The 15,526-nt window shown below is 74.1% G+C and carries 14 protein-coding genes; 2 read left to right on the plus strand and 12 right to left on the minus strand.

What is annotated here, in order from left to right:
* The first annotated feature begins 146 nt into the window (after positions 1 to 146).
* A complete protein-coding gene (locus N866_RS02800; protein ID WP_173406120.1) occupies positions 147 to 2,474 on the plus strand; it encodes a RecQ family ATP-dependent DNA helicase in 2,328 nt (775 codons plus the stop codon).
* 102 nt (positions 2,475 to 2,576) lie between these two features.
* On the opposite strand, the gene hisD is transcribed toward N866_RS02800, so the two are convergent.
* Complete coding sequence (hisD, locus tag N866_RS02805; RefSeq protein ID WP_245612341.1) at positions 2,577 to 3,920, minus strand: histidinol dehydrogenase; 1,344 nt, start codon at positions 3,918 to 3,920, stop codon at positions 2,577 to 2,579.
* A gap of 85 nt (positions 3,921 to 4,005) precedes the next feature.
* Between hisD and N866_RS02810 the strand changes: the two genes are divergently transcribed.
* Positions 4,006 to 4,227, plus strand: coding sequence for an RNA-binding S4 domain-containing protein (locus tag N866_RS02810; RefSeq protein WP_034222319.1), 222 nt, complete (start codon positions 4,006 to 4,008; stop codon positions 4,225 to 4,227).
* 35 nt (positions 4,228 to 4,262) lie between these two features.
* Here N866_RS02810 and N866_RS02815 read toward each other — a convergent pair whose 3' ends face one another.
* The 11 genes from N866_RS02815 to N866_RS02865 form a co-directional block, all read right to left on the minus strand.
* A complete protein-coding gene (locus tag N866_RS02815; protein ID WP_034222321.1) occupies positions 4,263 to 4,670 on the minus strand; it encodes a pyridoxamine 5'-phosphate oxidase family protein in 408 nt (135 codons plus the stop codon).
* Between the two features lie 139 nt (positions 4,671 to 4,809).
* Positions 4,810 to 8,346, minus strand: a complete 3,537-nt coding sequence (gene dnaE / locus N866_RS02820) for a DNA polymerase III subunit alpha (protein WP_034222324.1) — start codon at positions 8,344 to 8,346, stop codon at positions 4,810 to 4,812.
* Between the two features lie 96 nt (positions 8,347 to 8,442).
* Complete coding sequence (locus tag N866_RS02825) at positions 8,443 to 9,363, minus strand: RluA family pseudouridine synthase (protein ID WP_034222343.1); 921 nt, start codon at positions 9,361 to 9,363, stop codon at positions 8,443 to 8,445.
* An 11-nt stretch (positions 9,364 to 9,374) separates the two neighbouring features.
* Entirely contained in the window at positions 9,375 to 9,989 is a 615-nt protein-coding gene (lspA, locus tag N866_RS02830; protein WP_342668377.1) for a signal peptidase II, read from the minus strand.
* Between the two features lie 2 nt (positions 9,990 to 9,991).
* On the minus strand, positions 9,992 to 10,459 hold the full coding sequence (locus N866_RS02835) for a TraR/DksA family transcriptional regulator (protein WP_034222326.1): 468 nt from the start codon (positions 10,457 to 10,459) through the stop codon (positions 9,992 to 9,994).
* Between the two features lie 146 nt (positions 10,460 to 10,605).
* Entirely contained in the window at positions 10,606 to 11,298 is a 693-nt protein-coding gene (locus N866_RS02840) for a DivIVA domain-containing protein (protein WP_034222328.1), read from the minus strand.
* Between the two features lie 201 nt (positions 11,299 to 11,499).
* Entirely contained in the window at positions 11,500 to 11,796 is a 297-nt protein-coding gene (locus N866_RS02845; protein ID WP_034222330.1) for a YggT family protein, read from the minus strand.
* Positions 11,797 to 11,798: 2 nt separating this feature from the next.
* Positions 11,799 to 12,299, minus strand: a complete 501-nt coding sequence (locus N866_RS02850) for a cell division protein SepF (protein ID WP_034222332.1) — start codon at positions 12,297 to 12,299, stop codon at positions 11,799 to 11,801.
* A 139-nt stretch (positions 12,300 to 12,438) separates the two neighbouring features.
* Positions 12,439 to 13,245: a peptidoglycan editing factor PgeF gene (gene pgeF / locus N866_RS02855; protein WP_052022303.1), complete on the minus strand. Its 807-nt coding sequence runs from the start codon at positions 13,243 to 13,245 to the stop codon at positions 12,439 to 12,441.
* The gene (gene ftsZ, locus N866_RS02860) at positions 13,242 to 14,549 is read right to left on the minus strand and encodes a cell division protein FtsZ (protein ID WP_034222334.1); all 1,308 of its coding nucleotides are present in this window, start codon (positions 14,547 to 14,549) and stop codon (positions 13,242 to 13,244) included. Before ftsZ ends, pgeF begins: the two co-directional genes overlap by 4 nt.
* Before the next feature lie 163 nt (positions 14,550 to 14,712).
* Positions 14,713 to 15,526 (minus strand): cell division protein FtsQ/DivIB (locus tag N866_RS02865; protein ID WP_342668378.1); only part of this gene is annotated, 814 nt, incomplete at its 5' end.

Raw genomic sequence — 15,526 nt, forward strand, 5'->3', positions numbered from 1 at the left:
AGGCCGACAGGGCGAGCAGGCAGGAGAGGAGCCCGACGGCGGTCCGGGTGGGGCGGGAGGTCACGGCGGCAGTCTCGCAGCGCCACCGGGCCGGTGGCGCGCCGTCCCGCAGGCCGCGTGTCGGTGACGGCTGGGAGACTGCCCGGGTGCCCGACCACAGCGCCACCGAGCAGACGACCGCGGAACCCACCGAGGGCCCCACTGCGGGCCGCCCTGAGGGAGCCGCTGAGGGAAGCACCGCGCCCCGGCGCCACGAGGCGACCCCGGAGGGCACCGGGACCGGCCGGTCCGTCGCGGACGCCGGCGGGCTCCGGGCGCGCGCCGAGGAGCTGCTGCGCGCCCTGGTCGGCCGCCAGGACGCGGTCCTGCGGGACGACCAGTGGACCGCGGTGGAGGCGCTCGTGGCCGCCCGGCGACGGGCGCTCGTGGTCCAGCGCACGGGCTGGGGGAAGTCGGCCGTCTACTTCGTCGCGACCGGGCTGCTCCGGGAGCGGGGCGCGGGTCCGACGGTGATCGTCTCCCCCCTCCTGGCGCTCATGCGCAACCAGGTCGAGGCGGCGCGGCGCGCCGGGATCCGCGCGGAGACGATCCACTCCGCCAACACCGACGAGTGGGACGCCGTGCGCGTCCGGATCGCGGCCGGCGAGGTCGACGTGCTGCTGGTCTCCCCGGAGCGGCTGACGCACCCCGGGTTCCGGGACGAGGTGCTGCCGCGGCTCGCGGCGACCACCGGGCTGCTGGTCGTGGACGAGGCGCACTGCATCTCGGACTGGGGGCACGACTTCCGGCCCGACTACCGGCGGATCGGGACCCTCCTGGCGGACCTCCCGCCGGGCACGCCCGTCCTGGCGACCACGGCCACCGCGAACGCCCGGGTCACCGCGGACGTGGCCGAGCAGCTCCGGGCGGGCCACGACGACGAGGTGCTGGTGCTGCGCGGCGGGCTCGACCGCGAGAGCCTGCGCCTGGCGGTGCTCGAGCTGCCCGACCAGGCCGCACGGCTGGCCTGGCTCGCCACGACCCTGCCCCGGCTGCCCGGCTCGGGCATCGTCTACTGCCTCACGGTCGCCGCGGCCGACCAGGTGGCGGCCCACCTGCGCGCGGCCGGGATCAGCGTCCGGAGCTACACGGGCCGGACCGAGCCCGCGGAGCGGTCCGCCTCGGAGGACGACCTCCTCGCGAACCGCGTCAAGGCCCTCGTGGCCACCGCGGCGCTCGGGATGGGCTTCGACAAGCCCGACCTCGGCTTCGTGGTCCACCTGGGCGCCCCGGCCTCGCCGATCAGCTACTACCAGCAGGTCGGCCGTGCCGGTCGCGCCACGACGCGGGCCGAGGTGGTCCTCCTGCCGGGCCGCGAGGACCGGGCCGTGTGGGACTGGTTCGCCGCCATGTCCTTCCCGGAGGAGGCGCAGGTGCGGGCCACGCTCGACGCCCTGGAGGGAGCCGGACGCCCGCTGTCGACCGCGGCGCTCGAGCCACGGGTGGACCTGCGCCGGTCGCGGCTGGAGCTGCTGCTCAAGGTGCTCGACGTGGACGGCGCCGTGCGTCGCGTGCCGGGCGGCTGGGTGGCGACGGGCCTGCCGTGGACCTACGACGCCGAGCGGTACGCCCGCGTCCGGGCCGCCCGGGAGGCCGAGGAGCGGCTGATGACCGAGTACGTCTCGACGCCCGGGTGCCGCATGGCCTTCCTCCGGTCCGTCCTCGACGACCCGGAGATGGTCGACGGCGCGGGGCGGCGCGGCGGCGACCGTGACGGCGCCGGGGGGACCGTCGAGGGCTGGCGGTGCGGCCGGTGCGACCGGTGCGCCCCGGACTCACCCTGGGCTGCGCCCGACGCCGCGGCCGTGCACTCGGCCCGGGCGGCGCTGTCGGTGCCGGGCGAGGAGATCGAGCCGCGTCGGCAGTGGCCCACCGGGATGGCAGCGCTGGGCGTCACCCTCAGCGGGCGGATCGCCGCGGACGAGCAGGCCGGCACCGGACGCGTGGTCGGACGCCTCGACGCGCTCGGGTGGGGCAGTGCCCTCCGGGAGCTGTTCGTGACCTCGGCCGACGGCCGGCCGGTCGACGGGCCCGTCCCCGAGGCGTTGCGCGCGGCGGTCCGTCAGGTCCTCGACGCGTGGGCACCCCGGGTCGACGGCGTCGTCGCGGTCGCCTCCGCCGGCCGCCCCGAGCTGGTGCGGCACCTGGCGTCCGGCGTCGCGGGACACCTGGGGGTGCCGCTGGTCGGCGCCCTCGTCCCCGATCCGGCAGCGCCGCCCGGGCGGCACGACGTCAACTCGGCCCAGCGCCTGGCCACCGTCGCGCACCGTCTGGGCATGGGTCTGGGTGACGCGGCCCTCGCCGGGCTCCCGGGCAGGACGGTGCTGCTCGTCGACGACCGGGTCGGCAGCGGCTGGACCATGACGGTGGGCGCCCGCCTGCTCCGGCGGCACGGGGCCGCCGACGTGCTGCCGTTCGCCCTCGCGGTCGGCTGACCTCGCCCCCCCGCGGTCGGCTGACCTCGCCCCCCGCGGTCGGCCGACCTCGCCCCCCGCGGTCGGCCGACCCTCGCCCGTGTCAGTCGGCCGACCGCGGCGTCAGAAGCGCGCCTGGACGGCCTCGCCGTGGGCCGGCAGGTCCTCGTCGCGCGCGAGCGCGACCAGGCGCTCCGAGACCTCGGCCAGGGCGTCCGCTGCGTACTCCACCACCTGGACCGGGCGCAGGAAGCTGTGGACCCCCAGCCCGCTGGAGAAGTGCGAGCACCCACCGGTCGGCAGCACGTGGTTCGAGCCCGCCATGTAGTCGCCCAGCGACACGGGCGAGAACGGGCCGACGAAGATGGCGCCCGCGCTCGTGACACGGTCCGCCACGGCGGACGCGTCGGCCGTCTGGATCTCCAGGTGCTCGGCGCCGTAGGCGTTGACGACCTCGAGCCCGTGCGCCAGGTCGTCCACGAGCACCAGCGCGGACTGCGGGCCGGACAGCGCCGTCGCCACCCGCTCGGCGTGCTTGGTCGCGGCCACCACCGACGGCAGGAGGGCCTCGACCGCGTCCACGAGCGCGAGGGACGCCGTCACCAGGACCGAGGCCGACGTGGGCCCGTGCTCCGCCTGGGAGACGAGGTCGGCGGCGACGTGGCGGGGGTCTGCCGTGTCGTCGGCCAGGACGGCGATCTCGGTGGGTCCCGCCTCGGAGTCGATCCCCACGACGCCGCGCACCAGTCGCTTCGCCGCGGTGACGTACTGGTTGCCCGGGCCGGTGACCACGTCGACCGGCTCGCACAGGACGTCCCCGTCCTCCGCCGTCTCCCCGGCCGCGCCGTAGGCCAGCATGGCCACGGCCTGGGCCCCGCCGACCGCGTAGACCTCGTCCACGCCGAGCAGGTGGCACGCCGCCAGGATCGTCGGGTGCGGCAGCCCGCCGTGGTCCCGCTGCGGCGGGCTCGTCACGACGAGGGAGCCCACCCCCGCCTCCTGTGCCGGCACGACGTTCATCACCACCGACGACGGGTACACGGCCAGGCCACCGGGGACGTACAGACCGACCCGGCGCACGGGCAGCCAGCGCTGGCGGACCTGCGCCCCGGGCGCCACGTCGACGACGAGGTCACCGGGCACCTGGGCACGGTGCACCACCCGGACGCGCCGGATGGCCTCCTCCAGGGCGGCACGGACCGTGGGGTCGAGCTCCTCGGCAGCGCGGACGAGGGCCGCGGCAGGGACCCGGAGGTGCTCCGGTCGCACCCCGTCGAAGCGCTCGGCGAGGTCCCGCAGGGCGGCGGCGCCGCGGTGCCGGACGTCCTCGACCAGAGGCGCGACCTGGTGGACCGCGCCCTCGACGTCGAGCTCGGGGCGCGGGAGGGCGTGCGCCAGCTCCCGGGCGGAGAGGGTCCGACCCCTCAGGTCGATGCGGGCGATCGTCGGGGAGCTCTCCGTGGTCACGGGCCAATCCTAGGTCGTGGTCCCTCGCCCCCGAGGGCCGGGTGCGGGCGCTCTCAGCGGCGGTGCCATGCGCCACACTGGCGGGATGGAACCACGGGTCGTCGACGCCGAGGACGGCATCCGTCTCGGCCAGCTGCTCAAGCTCTCGGGCCTCGCGGAGAGCGGGGGGCATGCCCGGGCGCTCCTCGCCGAGGGCGAGGTGACGGTCAACGGCGAGGCCGAGGACCGCCGGGGGCGGCGGCTGCTGCGCGGCGACGTCGTCGTCGTGGCGCTGCCGACGGGCGAGGAGACCGTCCGCGTCGGCTGAGCGCCGCCAAGCCGCGTCGGCTGAGCAGCACGGGTTCAGCGCGTCATGTAGGACGAGCCCATGATCCGGTCGACGGTGAGGCGCAGGACCACCCGCCGGGGGTCCTCGGTGAGGGTCCGGTAGCGCACGGCGTAGCGGCGCATCGCCTCGAGCACCTCGTCGCGCTCGCGCGCCACCGCGATCGTGCCCTCGAAGGTGAGCCAGCGGCCGCCGTCGACCTGGCAGACCGCTGCACGGACCTCCCCGCCGGATGCCGCCGCGGCCTCGATGTTGCGCACCTTGGCAGAGGTGTGGCGCGTCGTGATCCGCAGGACGCCCTGGCCGGGGTCCCAGGTGAAGCCGACGGGCACGACGTGCGGTGTGCCGTCCGGGCGCTGCGTCGTCAGGGTGGCCAGGTGGCGCTCGGTCACGAAGACGTGCTGCTCCGGCGTCAGGTGGATCACCCGAGCAGTCTAGGGAGGGCCCGATCGGGAGCCCCGACCGGTCCAGCCGCCCCTCAGGGCGGCGCAGCGCGGTGCAGCCGCGCGACGCAGCCGGCGCCGTGCGGCCCGATCACCGTGCGGCCCGCGTGGGACCGGTACCTCAGACCGTGAGGCAGGCGGGCCCGAGCAGGGCCTTGAGGTCGCCGAAGAGCGCGGGCGAGCGCTCGATGCGCAGGCTCTCCTCGAGGCGCATGACCGTCGAGCGGCCGGGCTGCGTGAGGCGCAGGTGGACGTCCGTGACGCCCGGGTGCGTCGCGAGGATCTCCCGGAGGCGCTCGACGACGGGCGGCGTGCAGCGGGAGACCGGCAGCGTGATCGTCACCGGGGCCGTGTCCACCGTGGACACGTCCGGCAGGGACACCTCGACCGCCTGGAGCTGGAGCGTGTCGTCCCGACGACGCACGCGACCCCGGATCGTCACGACCGCGTCCTCCGCCAGCACCGTGGAGTAGGCCAGGTAGGTCTCGCCGAAGAACATCACCTCGACGGACCCGTCCATGTCCTCCAGCGTGACGGCGGCCCACGGGTTGCCGTTCTTGGACATCTTCCGCTGCAGGGAGGTCACGAGGCCGCACACCGTGACCATCGAGCCCTCGGCCCGGGCGTCGTCCGCCATGAGCGTGGCGACCGAGCAGTCCGCCGTCGAGGCCAGCACGTGCTCCAGCCCGGACAGGGGGTGGTCCGAGACGTAGAGCCCGAGCATCTCCCGCTCGAAGGCGAGCCGCTGCTTCTTGTCCCAGTCGGGCACGTCCGGGACCTCGACGCTGAAGGACAGGCCGTCCTCGGCGTCGCCGCCCAGGCCCGCGAAGAGGTCGAACTGGCCCTCCGCCTCGCGCCGCTTCACGCCGACGACGGCGTCGACCGCCTGCTCGTGGACGAGCAGCAGCGCACGGCGGCTCGGGGCCAGCAGGTCGAACGCGCCGGCCTTGATGAGCGACTCGATGGTCCGCTTGTTGCACACCACGGCCGGGACCTTGTCGAGGAAGTCCTGGAAGGACGTGAACGCGCCCTTCTCCTCGCGGGCGGCCACGATCGCGTCGACCACGTTCGCGCCGACGTTGCGCACGGCGGTCAGGCCGAAACGGATGTCCGTCCCCACGGCGGTGAAGTTCGCCGCGGACGAGTTCACGTCGGGCGGCAGCACCGTGATGCCCATGCGGCGGCACTCGCCCAGGTACAGCGCCGACTTGTCCTTGTCGTCGCGGACGCTGGTCAGCAGCGCGGCCATGTACTCGGTCGGGTAGTTGGCCTTGAGGTACCCGGTCCAGTAGGACACGACGCCGTACGCGGCGGAGTGGGCCTTGTTGAACGCGTACCCCGCGAAGGGGACGAGCGTGTCCCACACCGCCTGGATCGCGCCGTCGGAGTAGCCCCGCTCCCGCATGCCCGCCTGGAAGGGCACGAACTCCTTGTCGAGGATCTCCTTCTTCTTCTTGCCCATCGCCCGGCGCAGGAGGTCCGCCTGGCCGAGCGAGTACCCGGCGAGGATCTGCGCGGCGCGCTGGACCTGCTCCTGGTAGACGATGAGGCCGTAGGTCTCGTCCAGGACCTCCGCCAGCGGCTCGGCCAGCTCGGGGTGGATGGGGACGATCTTCTGCAGGCCGTTCTTGCGCAGCGCGTAGTTGGTGTGCGAGTTCATGCCCATCGGGCCGGGCCGGTACAGCGCGATGACGGCGGAGATGTCCTCGAAGTTGTCCGGACGCATCTGGCGCAGGAGGGCACGCATGGGGCCGCCGTCGAGCTGGAAGACGCCGAGCGTGTCGCCGCGGCCCAGCAGGTCGTACGTCGGGCGGTCGTCCAGCGGGAGCGTCTCGATCTGGATCGGGGGCTTGCCGTTCGCCTCGATGTTGACGAGGGCGTCGTCCAGGATCGTGAGGTTGCGTAGACCCAGGAAGTCCATCTTGATGAGGCCGAGGCCCTCGCAGGTCGGGTAGTCGAACTGCGTGATGATGGCGCCGTCCTGCGGCCGCTTCATGATCGGGATGATGTCGACGAGCGGTTCGCTGGACATGATGACGCCGGCGGCGTGCACGCCCCACTGCCGCTTCAGCCCCTCGATGCCCTGGGCGAGCTCGACGACGCGCTGGGCGTCCGGGTCGGTCGCGTGCAGCTGGCGGAACTCCTCCGCCTCGGCGTACCGGGAGTCCTTCGGGTCGAAGATCCCGGCGAGGGAGATGTCCTTGCCCATGACCGCCGGCGGCATCGCCTTGGTGAGCTTCTCCCCCATCGCGAAGGGGAAGTCGAGCAGTCGCGCGGAGTCCTTGAGCGCCTGCTTGGCCTTGATGGTGCCGTAGGTGACGATCTGCGCGACGCGCTCCGAGCCGTACTTCTCCGTCACGTACCGGATGACCTCGCCGCGCCGGCGCTCGTCGAAGTCGATGTCGACGTCGGGCATGGAGACGCGCTCGGGGTTGAGGAAGCGCTCGAAGATGAGGCCGTGCTCGATCGGGTCGAGCTCGGTGATGCCCATGGCGTAGGACGCCATCGAGCCGGCCGCCGACCCGCGACCGGGGCCGACCCGGATCCCGTGGTCCTTGGCCCAGTTGATGAAGTCCGCCACGACGAGGAAGTACCCCGGGAAGCCCATCTGGGTGATGACCCCGACCTCGTAGTCGGCCTGCTTGCGGACCGCGTCGGGGATGCCGGCCGGGTACCGGTGGTGCAGCCCCCGCTCGACCTCCTTGACGAACCAGCTCGTCTCGTCCTCGCCCGCGGGGACCGGGAAGCGCGGCATGAAGTTGGCGCCGGTGTCGAAGGACACCTCGCACCGCTCGGCGATGACGAGGGTGTTGTCGCAGGCCTCGGGGAGCTCGCGCCACACGTCCCGCATCTCCTGCGCCGACTTCACGTAGTAGCCGTCGCCGTCGAAGGTGAAGCGGTCCGGGTCCGTGAGGCGCGACCCGGAGTTGATCGACAGGAGCGCGTCCTGGAACGTCGCGTCCTCGCGCTTGGTGTAGTGCAGGTCGTTCGTCGCCACGAGCGGCGCGCCCAGCTCCTCGGCGAGCTGGAGCAGCTCCTTCTGGACCCGACGCTCGATGTCGATGCCGTGGTCCATGAGCTCGACGTAGAAGTTCTCGCGGCCGAAGATGTCCTGCAGCTCGCCGGCGGCCCGCACGGCCTGGTCGTACTGACCGAGCCGGAGCCGGGTCTGGATCTCCCCGGACGGGCAGCCCGAGGAGACGATGAGCCCCTCGGAGTACGTCTGGAGCAGGTCCCGGTCCATCCGGGGCCACTTGCCCATCTGACCGTCGAGCGACGCCAGGGAGCTCGCCCGGAACAGGTTGTGCAGGCCGGTGTTGTCCCGCGCCCACATGGTCAGGTGCGTGTACGCCCCGCGCGCCGACACGTCGTCGTCCTTCTGGTGCGCCTCCCCCCACCGGACCAGCGAGCGGTCGAACCGGCTCGTGCCGGGGGTGACGTAGGCCTCGACGCCGATGATCGGCTTGACCCCCGCGGCGCGGGCCTTGCTCCAGAACTCGAAGGCACCGAACAGGTAGCCGTGGTCCGTCGTCGCCATGGCCGTCTGGCCGAGCCGCACGGCCTCGGCGAACAGCTGGTCGAGCTTCGCGGCCCCGTCGAGCATCGAGTACTCGGTGTGCACGTGGAGGTGGACGAAGTCCGATCCAGGTGCCGACATGAGGGGAAGTCTAGGTCGGCCCACCGACACCTCACGCCAGGGTGGCGTGCCCGGCGGCGTCCGCCCTGGCCGGGCCGTGCCCGCCCGGCGTGTCGGTCAGCGGTGGCCCTGGGCGAGGAGGTCCCAGGCGTGCGCGAGGTCCTCCGGGTAGGTGCTGACGAGCTCCAGCCGGTCCCCCGTCGCCGGGTGGTCGAAGGCGAGCCGCATGGCGTGCAGCCACTGCCGGGTGAGCCCGAGCCGCGCCGCGAGCGTCGGGTCCGCCCCGTACGTGGTGTCCCCCACGCAGGGATGGCGCAGGGCGGCCATGTGGACCCGGATCTGGTGGGTCCGCCCCGTCTCCAGGTGGACCTCGACCAGCGAGGCCTGGGGCACCATCTCCAGCACCTCGTAGTGGGTGACGGACGGCTTGCCGTCCGCCGTCACCGCGAACTTGTAGTCCGCGGACGGGTGCCGGCCGATCGGCGCGTCGACCGTGCCCGTCGTGGGGGCCGGGTGGCCCTGGACGACGGCGTGGTAGACCTTCTCGACCGTGCGCTCCTTGAAGGCCCGCTTGAGCACCGAGTAGGCCCGCTCGCTCTTGGCGACGACCATGAGACCCGAGGTGCCCACGTCGAGCCGGTGGACGACGCCCTGCCGCTCGGCGGCGCCGGACGTCGCCACGCGGAAGCCCGCCGCCGCGAGGGCGCCGACGACGGTCGGCCCGGTCCAGCCCGGCGAGGGGTGGGCCGCCACCCCCACGGGCTTGTCCACGACGACGACGTCCTCGTCGTCGTGGACGATCCGCATCCCGGGGACCGGCTCGGGCGGCGTGGAGGGCGCGGCCGGCTCGTCGAGGGCCGTGAGGTCCACCTCGAGCCAGCCCCCGGCGACCAGCCGGTCGGACTTCCCGACCACCCGGCCGTCCACGGCGACGGCGCCACCGGCCGCGAGGTCGGCCGCCCGCGTCCGGGACACGCCCAGCAGGCGCGACAGGGCGGCGTCGACGCGCTCGCCCGCGAGCCCGTCCGGGACGGGCATGGACCGCAGGCTCACGGCGCCTCGCGCCGGGCCGCCGCGTCGCCGTCGGGCACGGGCTCACCGGGACCGGCGGGCTCACCCACGACGGCACCGGCATCGGCACCGCCGGGCGCAGGCTCGACGTCGGAGCCGCCGGCGCCCTCACGGGTGCCGTCCACCGCCACGCCGCGCAGCGAGAGCAGGATGATCAGACCTGCCGCCGCGACGATCGCGATGTCCGCGACGTTGCCGACGAACAGGTCGCCGTAGGCGATGAAGTCGACGACGTGGCCGACCGCGAAGCCGGGCTCCCGGACCAGCCGGTCGATGAGGTTGCCCACCGCGCCGCCGAGGAGCAGGCCGAGGGCCACGGCCCAGGTCCGGGAGCCGAGCCGCGTGGCGATCCGCACCACGACGATGCTCACGCCGATGGCGGCGAGCGTGAACACCCAGGTCATGCCCGTGGCGAGGCTGAGCGCCGCCCCCGGGTTGTACAGCAGGGTCAGACCGAGCAGGTCGCCCACGAGGGGGACCCGCTCACCCTCCCTGAAGGTGGCGACCGCCCACACCTTCGTCAGCTGGTCGACGACCAGGACGACCAGGGCGACGACGGCGAGCAGGGCGACGAGGGGACGTCCCGGGCGCACGCTCAGCGACGTTCCTGACGTGCCTTGCACGTGACGCAGAGCGTCGCGCGCGGGAACGCCTGGAGCCGCGCCTTACCGATCGCCTGGCCGCACGACTCGCACGTGCCGAACCCGGCCGAGCCGAGCCGCTCGAGCGCGTGCAGGTTCTGGGCGAGCAGGTCCCGGGTGTTGTTGACGAGGGTCAGCTCCTGCTCGCGCTCGAGCGCGCTGGAGCCGGAGTCGGCCTGGTCGTCGCCCGCCCCCTCGCCGGAGTTGCGCAGCAGGGAGGACAGCTCCGCGTCAGCCGCGGCGAGCTCGGTCCGCAGGCGGTCGACCTCCACGGTGATCTCGCCGGCGATCTCCTGGACCTCCTCGACCGTCCACGGGTCCTCCCCCTCGCGCACCGGGAAGGAGTCGACGACCTCGGCCAGTCGCCTCGTGTCGGGGACGGCCGTCACCCTGGTCAGGCCGGCCGCGTCGTCGATCGCCATGGTGCTCCTCGGTGTGAAGGTCCCGCGAGACTAGACCGCTGCGCGCCGCACGCACAACGCACCACACCGGAGACCGGTGTGGTGCGTCGTCGTGCTGGTCGGACGGGCCGCCGGGGGGCGTCGCCGCCGGTACCCGAACGGCCGCGTCAGCCGTTGTACTGCAGGCCCTGCTCGCCCTGGCCGCCCGGCCGGGGCGCCGCGCTCGCGCCGCGGGCGTCGATGTCGCCCAGCAGGTTCTCGAGGTAGCTCTTCAGGCGCGTGCGGTAGTCCCGCTCGAACACCCGCAGCTCGTCGATCTTCCGCTCCAGGAGGCTGCGCTCCTGCTCGAGCGCCGTGAGGGTCCGGTTGGACGTCTCCTCGGCCTCCCGCACGATGCGCGTGGCCTGGGTCTTGGCCTCACCGATGATGCGCTCGCCCTCCTCCTGGCCGCTACGCACGTAGTCGTCGTGCAGCTTCTGGGCCAGCTGGAGCATGCCGGTGGCGGACTCGGGCTCGCTGATCCGCTGCTGGGCGGGGGCGGCCGCGGCCGGCGTGGGGGCCGGCGCCGCGACGGGCGCGGGAGCCGGGGGCGGGGTCGGCTCGGGCTGGCGGACCGGCTCGGGCGTCGGCTCCGGTGCCGCCTGCTGCGCCGGAGCGGCACCCGCACGGGACAGCTCGGCGACCCGACGCTCCGCGGCGGCCAGCTTGGACTTGAGGTCCTCGTTCTCGGCCTGGACCGCCCGCAGGGTGTTGACGACCTCGTCGAGGAAGTCGTCGACCTCGTCCTGGTCGTAGCCCTCGCGGAACTTGGTGGCCTGGAACTTCTTGTTCAGGACGTCGTCTGCCGTCAGCAGAGCCATGCTGTCACCTCGGTTGTTCGTGCTGGTCGGGCCGGGCAGTCCCCCGACCGCCTCGCCTCACGGTAGCGGACATCGCGGTCGGCGCACGCCGCCCGGATGCGGCGCACGTCGGCGTGTCGAGCGCGCCCTGCCGCAGCGGCACCCCGTCGGCCGCGCCGTCCGCGACGGGGCTGCCACCCGAGCGGGCGGGGTCGTGCCTCCTCAGAGGGTGGCGGCCAGGTTCTGCAGGACGTTGAACAGGATGGACGTGGCGAAGAAGACGATGAGGAACGCCAGGTCGAGGCGGATGCTGCCGAGCGTGAGCGGCGGCACGACGCGACGCACCGCGCGCAGCGGCGGGTCCGTGATCGTGTAGGTGACCTCGGCGACGACGAGGACCACACCGCGCGGCCGCCACTCCCGGGCGAAGACCTGCACCCAGTCGAGCGCGAGCCGGACGAACAGCAGGATGAGGAAGAGGAAGACGACGAACGCGAGGACGCCGAAGACGATGCCCACCGTCAGCTCTGGTTGTAGAAACCGGAGCGGTCGTCGGACGCAGCGACCTGCTCCTCACCCGTGACCTCGACGTGCTCGGGCGACAGCAGGAAGACCTTGGACGTCACCCGCTCGATGGTCCCTCGCAGCCCGAAGATCAGGCCGGCGGAGAAGTCCACGAGGCGCTTCGCGTCCGCGTCCGTCATCTCGGACAGGTTCATGATGACCGGGGTGCCCGAGCGGAAGGCCTCGCCGATCACACGGGCGTCGTTGTACGACCGCGGGTGGATCGTCGTGATGCGCCGCAGGTCGGCGGCCGGGGCCACCGGGGCCGGCAGCGGCGCGCGGCGCAGCGGGGTGACCTCGGCCTGGTACTCGTGCGCCACGTCGTACTCCTCGGCGTCGAGGTGCTCGTCGTACTCGTCGACGTGCCCCTGCTGGTGACCCGCACGCTCGTAGCCGGCGTGGCGGTCCTCCTCGGCCAGGCCGAGGTACAGCATCGTCTTGCGCAGCGCTCCGGCCATGAGGCCTCCATCCCACCGACTACCGCTCCGGAGGACCACGGCCCGTGGAGGCGCCCGAGGGCTCGTCCCAGGACTGCGATCCGGTCGTCGTCACGCTAACCCAGCCGCCGCGGAGGGCCCGCGACGACACGCCGCCACGTCACAGGAGACGGACCACACCGGCCATCCGGCCCACCTGGCGCGGCGGCGCACCCGGGGGGCGGCTGCCGCCGGTCGCGACGCGGTGGGAGAACCACGTCCGCTCCTCGACCGTGCACCCGCCCTGCCGCTCGACGTGCTCCAGACCCGCCTCGCGCAGCTGCTCGGCGACGCCGGCCGGCAGGTCCAGGGCGGGCGTCCCCCACGAGGTGGTCGACGCGGTCGACGGGAGGACGGAGGCCACCTCGTCCCGCAGCTCGGCGGGGACCTCGTAGCACCGACCGCACGCCGCCGGGCCGACGACGGCGCGGAGCCGGGACACGTCGGCGCCCCGCTCGAGCAGCACGGCCACGACCGCGGGGACGATGCCGTCGACCAGCCCGCGCCGCCCGGCGTGGGCCACGCCGACGACACCGCCGTCGACGTCCGCGAGGAGCACCGGGACGCAGTCCGCGACGACGACGCCCAGAGCGACGTCCGTCCGGTTCGTGACGAGGGCGTCCGCGACGGCGACGACGCCGGGGCCCAGCGGGTCCGCGCCCGCAGCGGCGCCGTGCGGCCCACCGGGCACCGGGTGCCCGGAGGCGACCGCTGCCTCGACGACGTGGACGTGGGCGCCGTGCACCTGCTGCGCGTAGAGCACCGGGGCGCCCAGCACGCGGTCGACGCGTGCGCGCACCCGGGCCACGTTCGCCGGGTCGTCGCCGACGGCGGTGCCCAGGTTGCCCGTCGCGGTGGTGGTCAGGACGGCGCGGACGCCCCGGCCGAGGTCGACGGGGACCACCGGCAGGGCGTCCGCGGCGCTCACGGCGTGTTCTTGAGGAAGTCCGGCAGGTCCAGGTCGTCCGTGCGGCGCGCGGGACGGTCCTCGAAGACGCGCGGCACCTCCACCCGCCCGGTGTCCGAGGCGTGCGCGGGGCCGGGCTCGCGCTCCTCGACCAGGAAGGACGGCACCGCCTCGCGCGGCTGCGGCTCGTCCTGCGCCGGCGCCGGACGGCGGTCCGGGGCCTGCCCGGCCTCGTCGGCACGCCACGGCTCGCGGCCCCCGGCCGCGCTCGGGAAGGAGGGCGGCAGGTCTGCCGCCGGACGGGCGGGCTGCTCGACCGACGGCGCGCGTCCGCCGCTCACCTGGCCGAGCGCACGCGCGTCCACCCGGTGGGTCGGCGAGCCGCTGTCGAACCCGGCCGCGATGACGGTGACGCGCACCTCGTCACCGAGGGCGTCGTCGATCACCGCGCCGAAGATGATGTTGGCCTCGGGGTGCGCCGCCTCCTGGACGAGGCGCGCCGCCTCGTTGATCTCGAACAGGCCGAGGTCGGAGCCGCCCTGGATGGAGAGCAGGACGCCGTGCGCGCCGTCGATGCTGGCCTCCAGGAGCGGCGAGGAGATCGCCAGCTCCGCGGCCTGGACCGCGCGGTCGTCGCCGCGGGCGGAGCCGATGCCCATGAGGGCGGACCCGGCACCCTGCATGACGCTCTTGACGTCGGCGAAGTCGAGGTTGATGAGCCCGGGCGTGGTGATGAGGTCGGTGATCCCCTGCACGCCGGACAGCAGCACCTGGTCGGCGGAGTGGAAGGCGTCCAGCACCGAGACGGACCGGTCGGAGATCGACAGCAGGCGGTCGTTGGGGATGACGATGAGGGTGTCCACCTCGGCGCGCAGCGCCTCGATGCCCGTCTCCGCCTGGAGCGAGCGGCGGCGCCCCTCGAAGGTGAACGGCCGGGTGACGACACCGATCGTCAGCGCGCCGAGGGAGCGCGCGATCCGCGCCACGACGGGAGCGCCGCCGGTGCCCGTGCCGCCACCCTCCCCCGCCGTCACGAAGACCATGTCGGCGCCGCGCAGGACGTCCTCGATCTCCTCGGCATGGTCGTCCGCGGCGTTGCGACCCACCTCGGGGTCAGCGCCGGCCCCGAGCCCGCGGGTGAGCTCCCGGCCGACGTCCAGCTTGACGTCGGCGTCGGACATCAGCAGGGCCTGGGCGTCGGTGTTGATCGCGATGAACTCGACGCCCTTGAGGCCGACCTCGATCATGCGGTTGACGGCGTTCACGCCGCCGCCGCCGATGCCGACCACCTTGATGACCGCCAGGTAGTTCTGGGGTGCTGCCACGTCGGTGCCTTCCGTCGGGCCCAACCCTCAAGTTCAGGTAGAGGGTTAGAGTTATGTCAGATGTGCTGTCGGGACACGACGCTAGGTCGCCGTCGGGGTCCCGGCAAACACCTGGCGGGCGTGTCGGCGCAGTGGTGCGCGTCACCCGCGAGAGGGCGACCCGTCAGGAGGTCGTGATGGGCAGCTCGGGCGCCGAGACGTCGTACACCCGGGCACCGCTGCTCGCACCGGCGGCCCGGAGCGTCTGCAGCACGCGGGCCTTGAGCGCCGTCCGGTCCGCGCTCCCCCACTCGACCACGACGCCGTCGACGAGCTCGAGCTCGACCGTGTCGCGTGTGCGCGCCGAGATCGCCGCCACCTGCACGGCCAGCTCCTCGGGCAGCTGGTCCAGCACGGTGAGGACCGCGGTGAGGGCCCGCGCCTCCGGGTCGTCCAGCGGCACCTGGACCACCGGCAGGCCGGCGGGAGGCGCGGCGGCGCTGCCCACCCGGACCCCGTCGCCGTCCAGCAGGGCGAAGCCGGTCTCCGGGTCCGGGACGGCCACGACCGGCTCGCGCGACACCAGGACGATGCGCAGGCCGTGCGGCCACTCCCGCGTCACCTCGGCCGCCCGCACGCCCGGCACCTCGAGGATCTGCCGGCGCAGACCCACGGTGTCCAGGCGCGGCAGCGGCACACCCCCGTAGGGGGCGACGACCGCCTCGACGGCGGCCGGCTCCACGACCGTGCCCTGCCCCTGGACCCGAAGCTCCCGCAGGTCCAGCGCGAGCACCGAGGAGCCCAGGAGCACCCAGGCGACGGTGCCCAGGACGGCGGCCGTCGCGGTGGCCAGCAGGAGACGCCGCCGCGTCAGGCGGCGGCGCATCCGGACCCGCTCGGCGAAGCGCTCGGCCGACCGGCTCGAGACGACCGCCGGCCGGACCGGCCGCCACCCGGTCTGCAGCATGCCTGCCGCCGGGCCCGCCCCGGACGCGTCG

This window comes from Actinotalea ferrariae CF5-4, from assembly GCF_000603945.1.
Classification (GTDB): domain Bacteria; phylum Actinomycetota; class Actinomycetes; order Actinomycetales; family Cellulomonadaceae; genus Actinotalea; species Actinotalea ferrariae.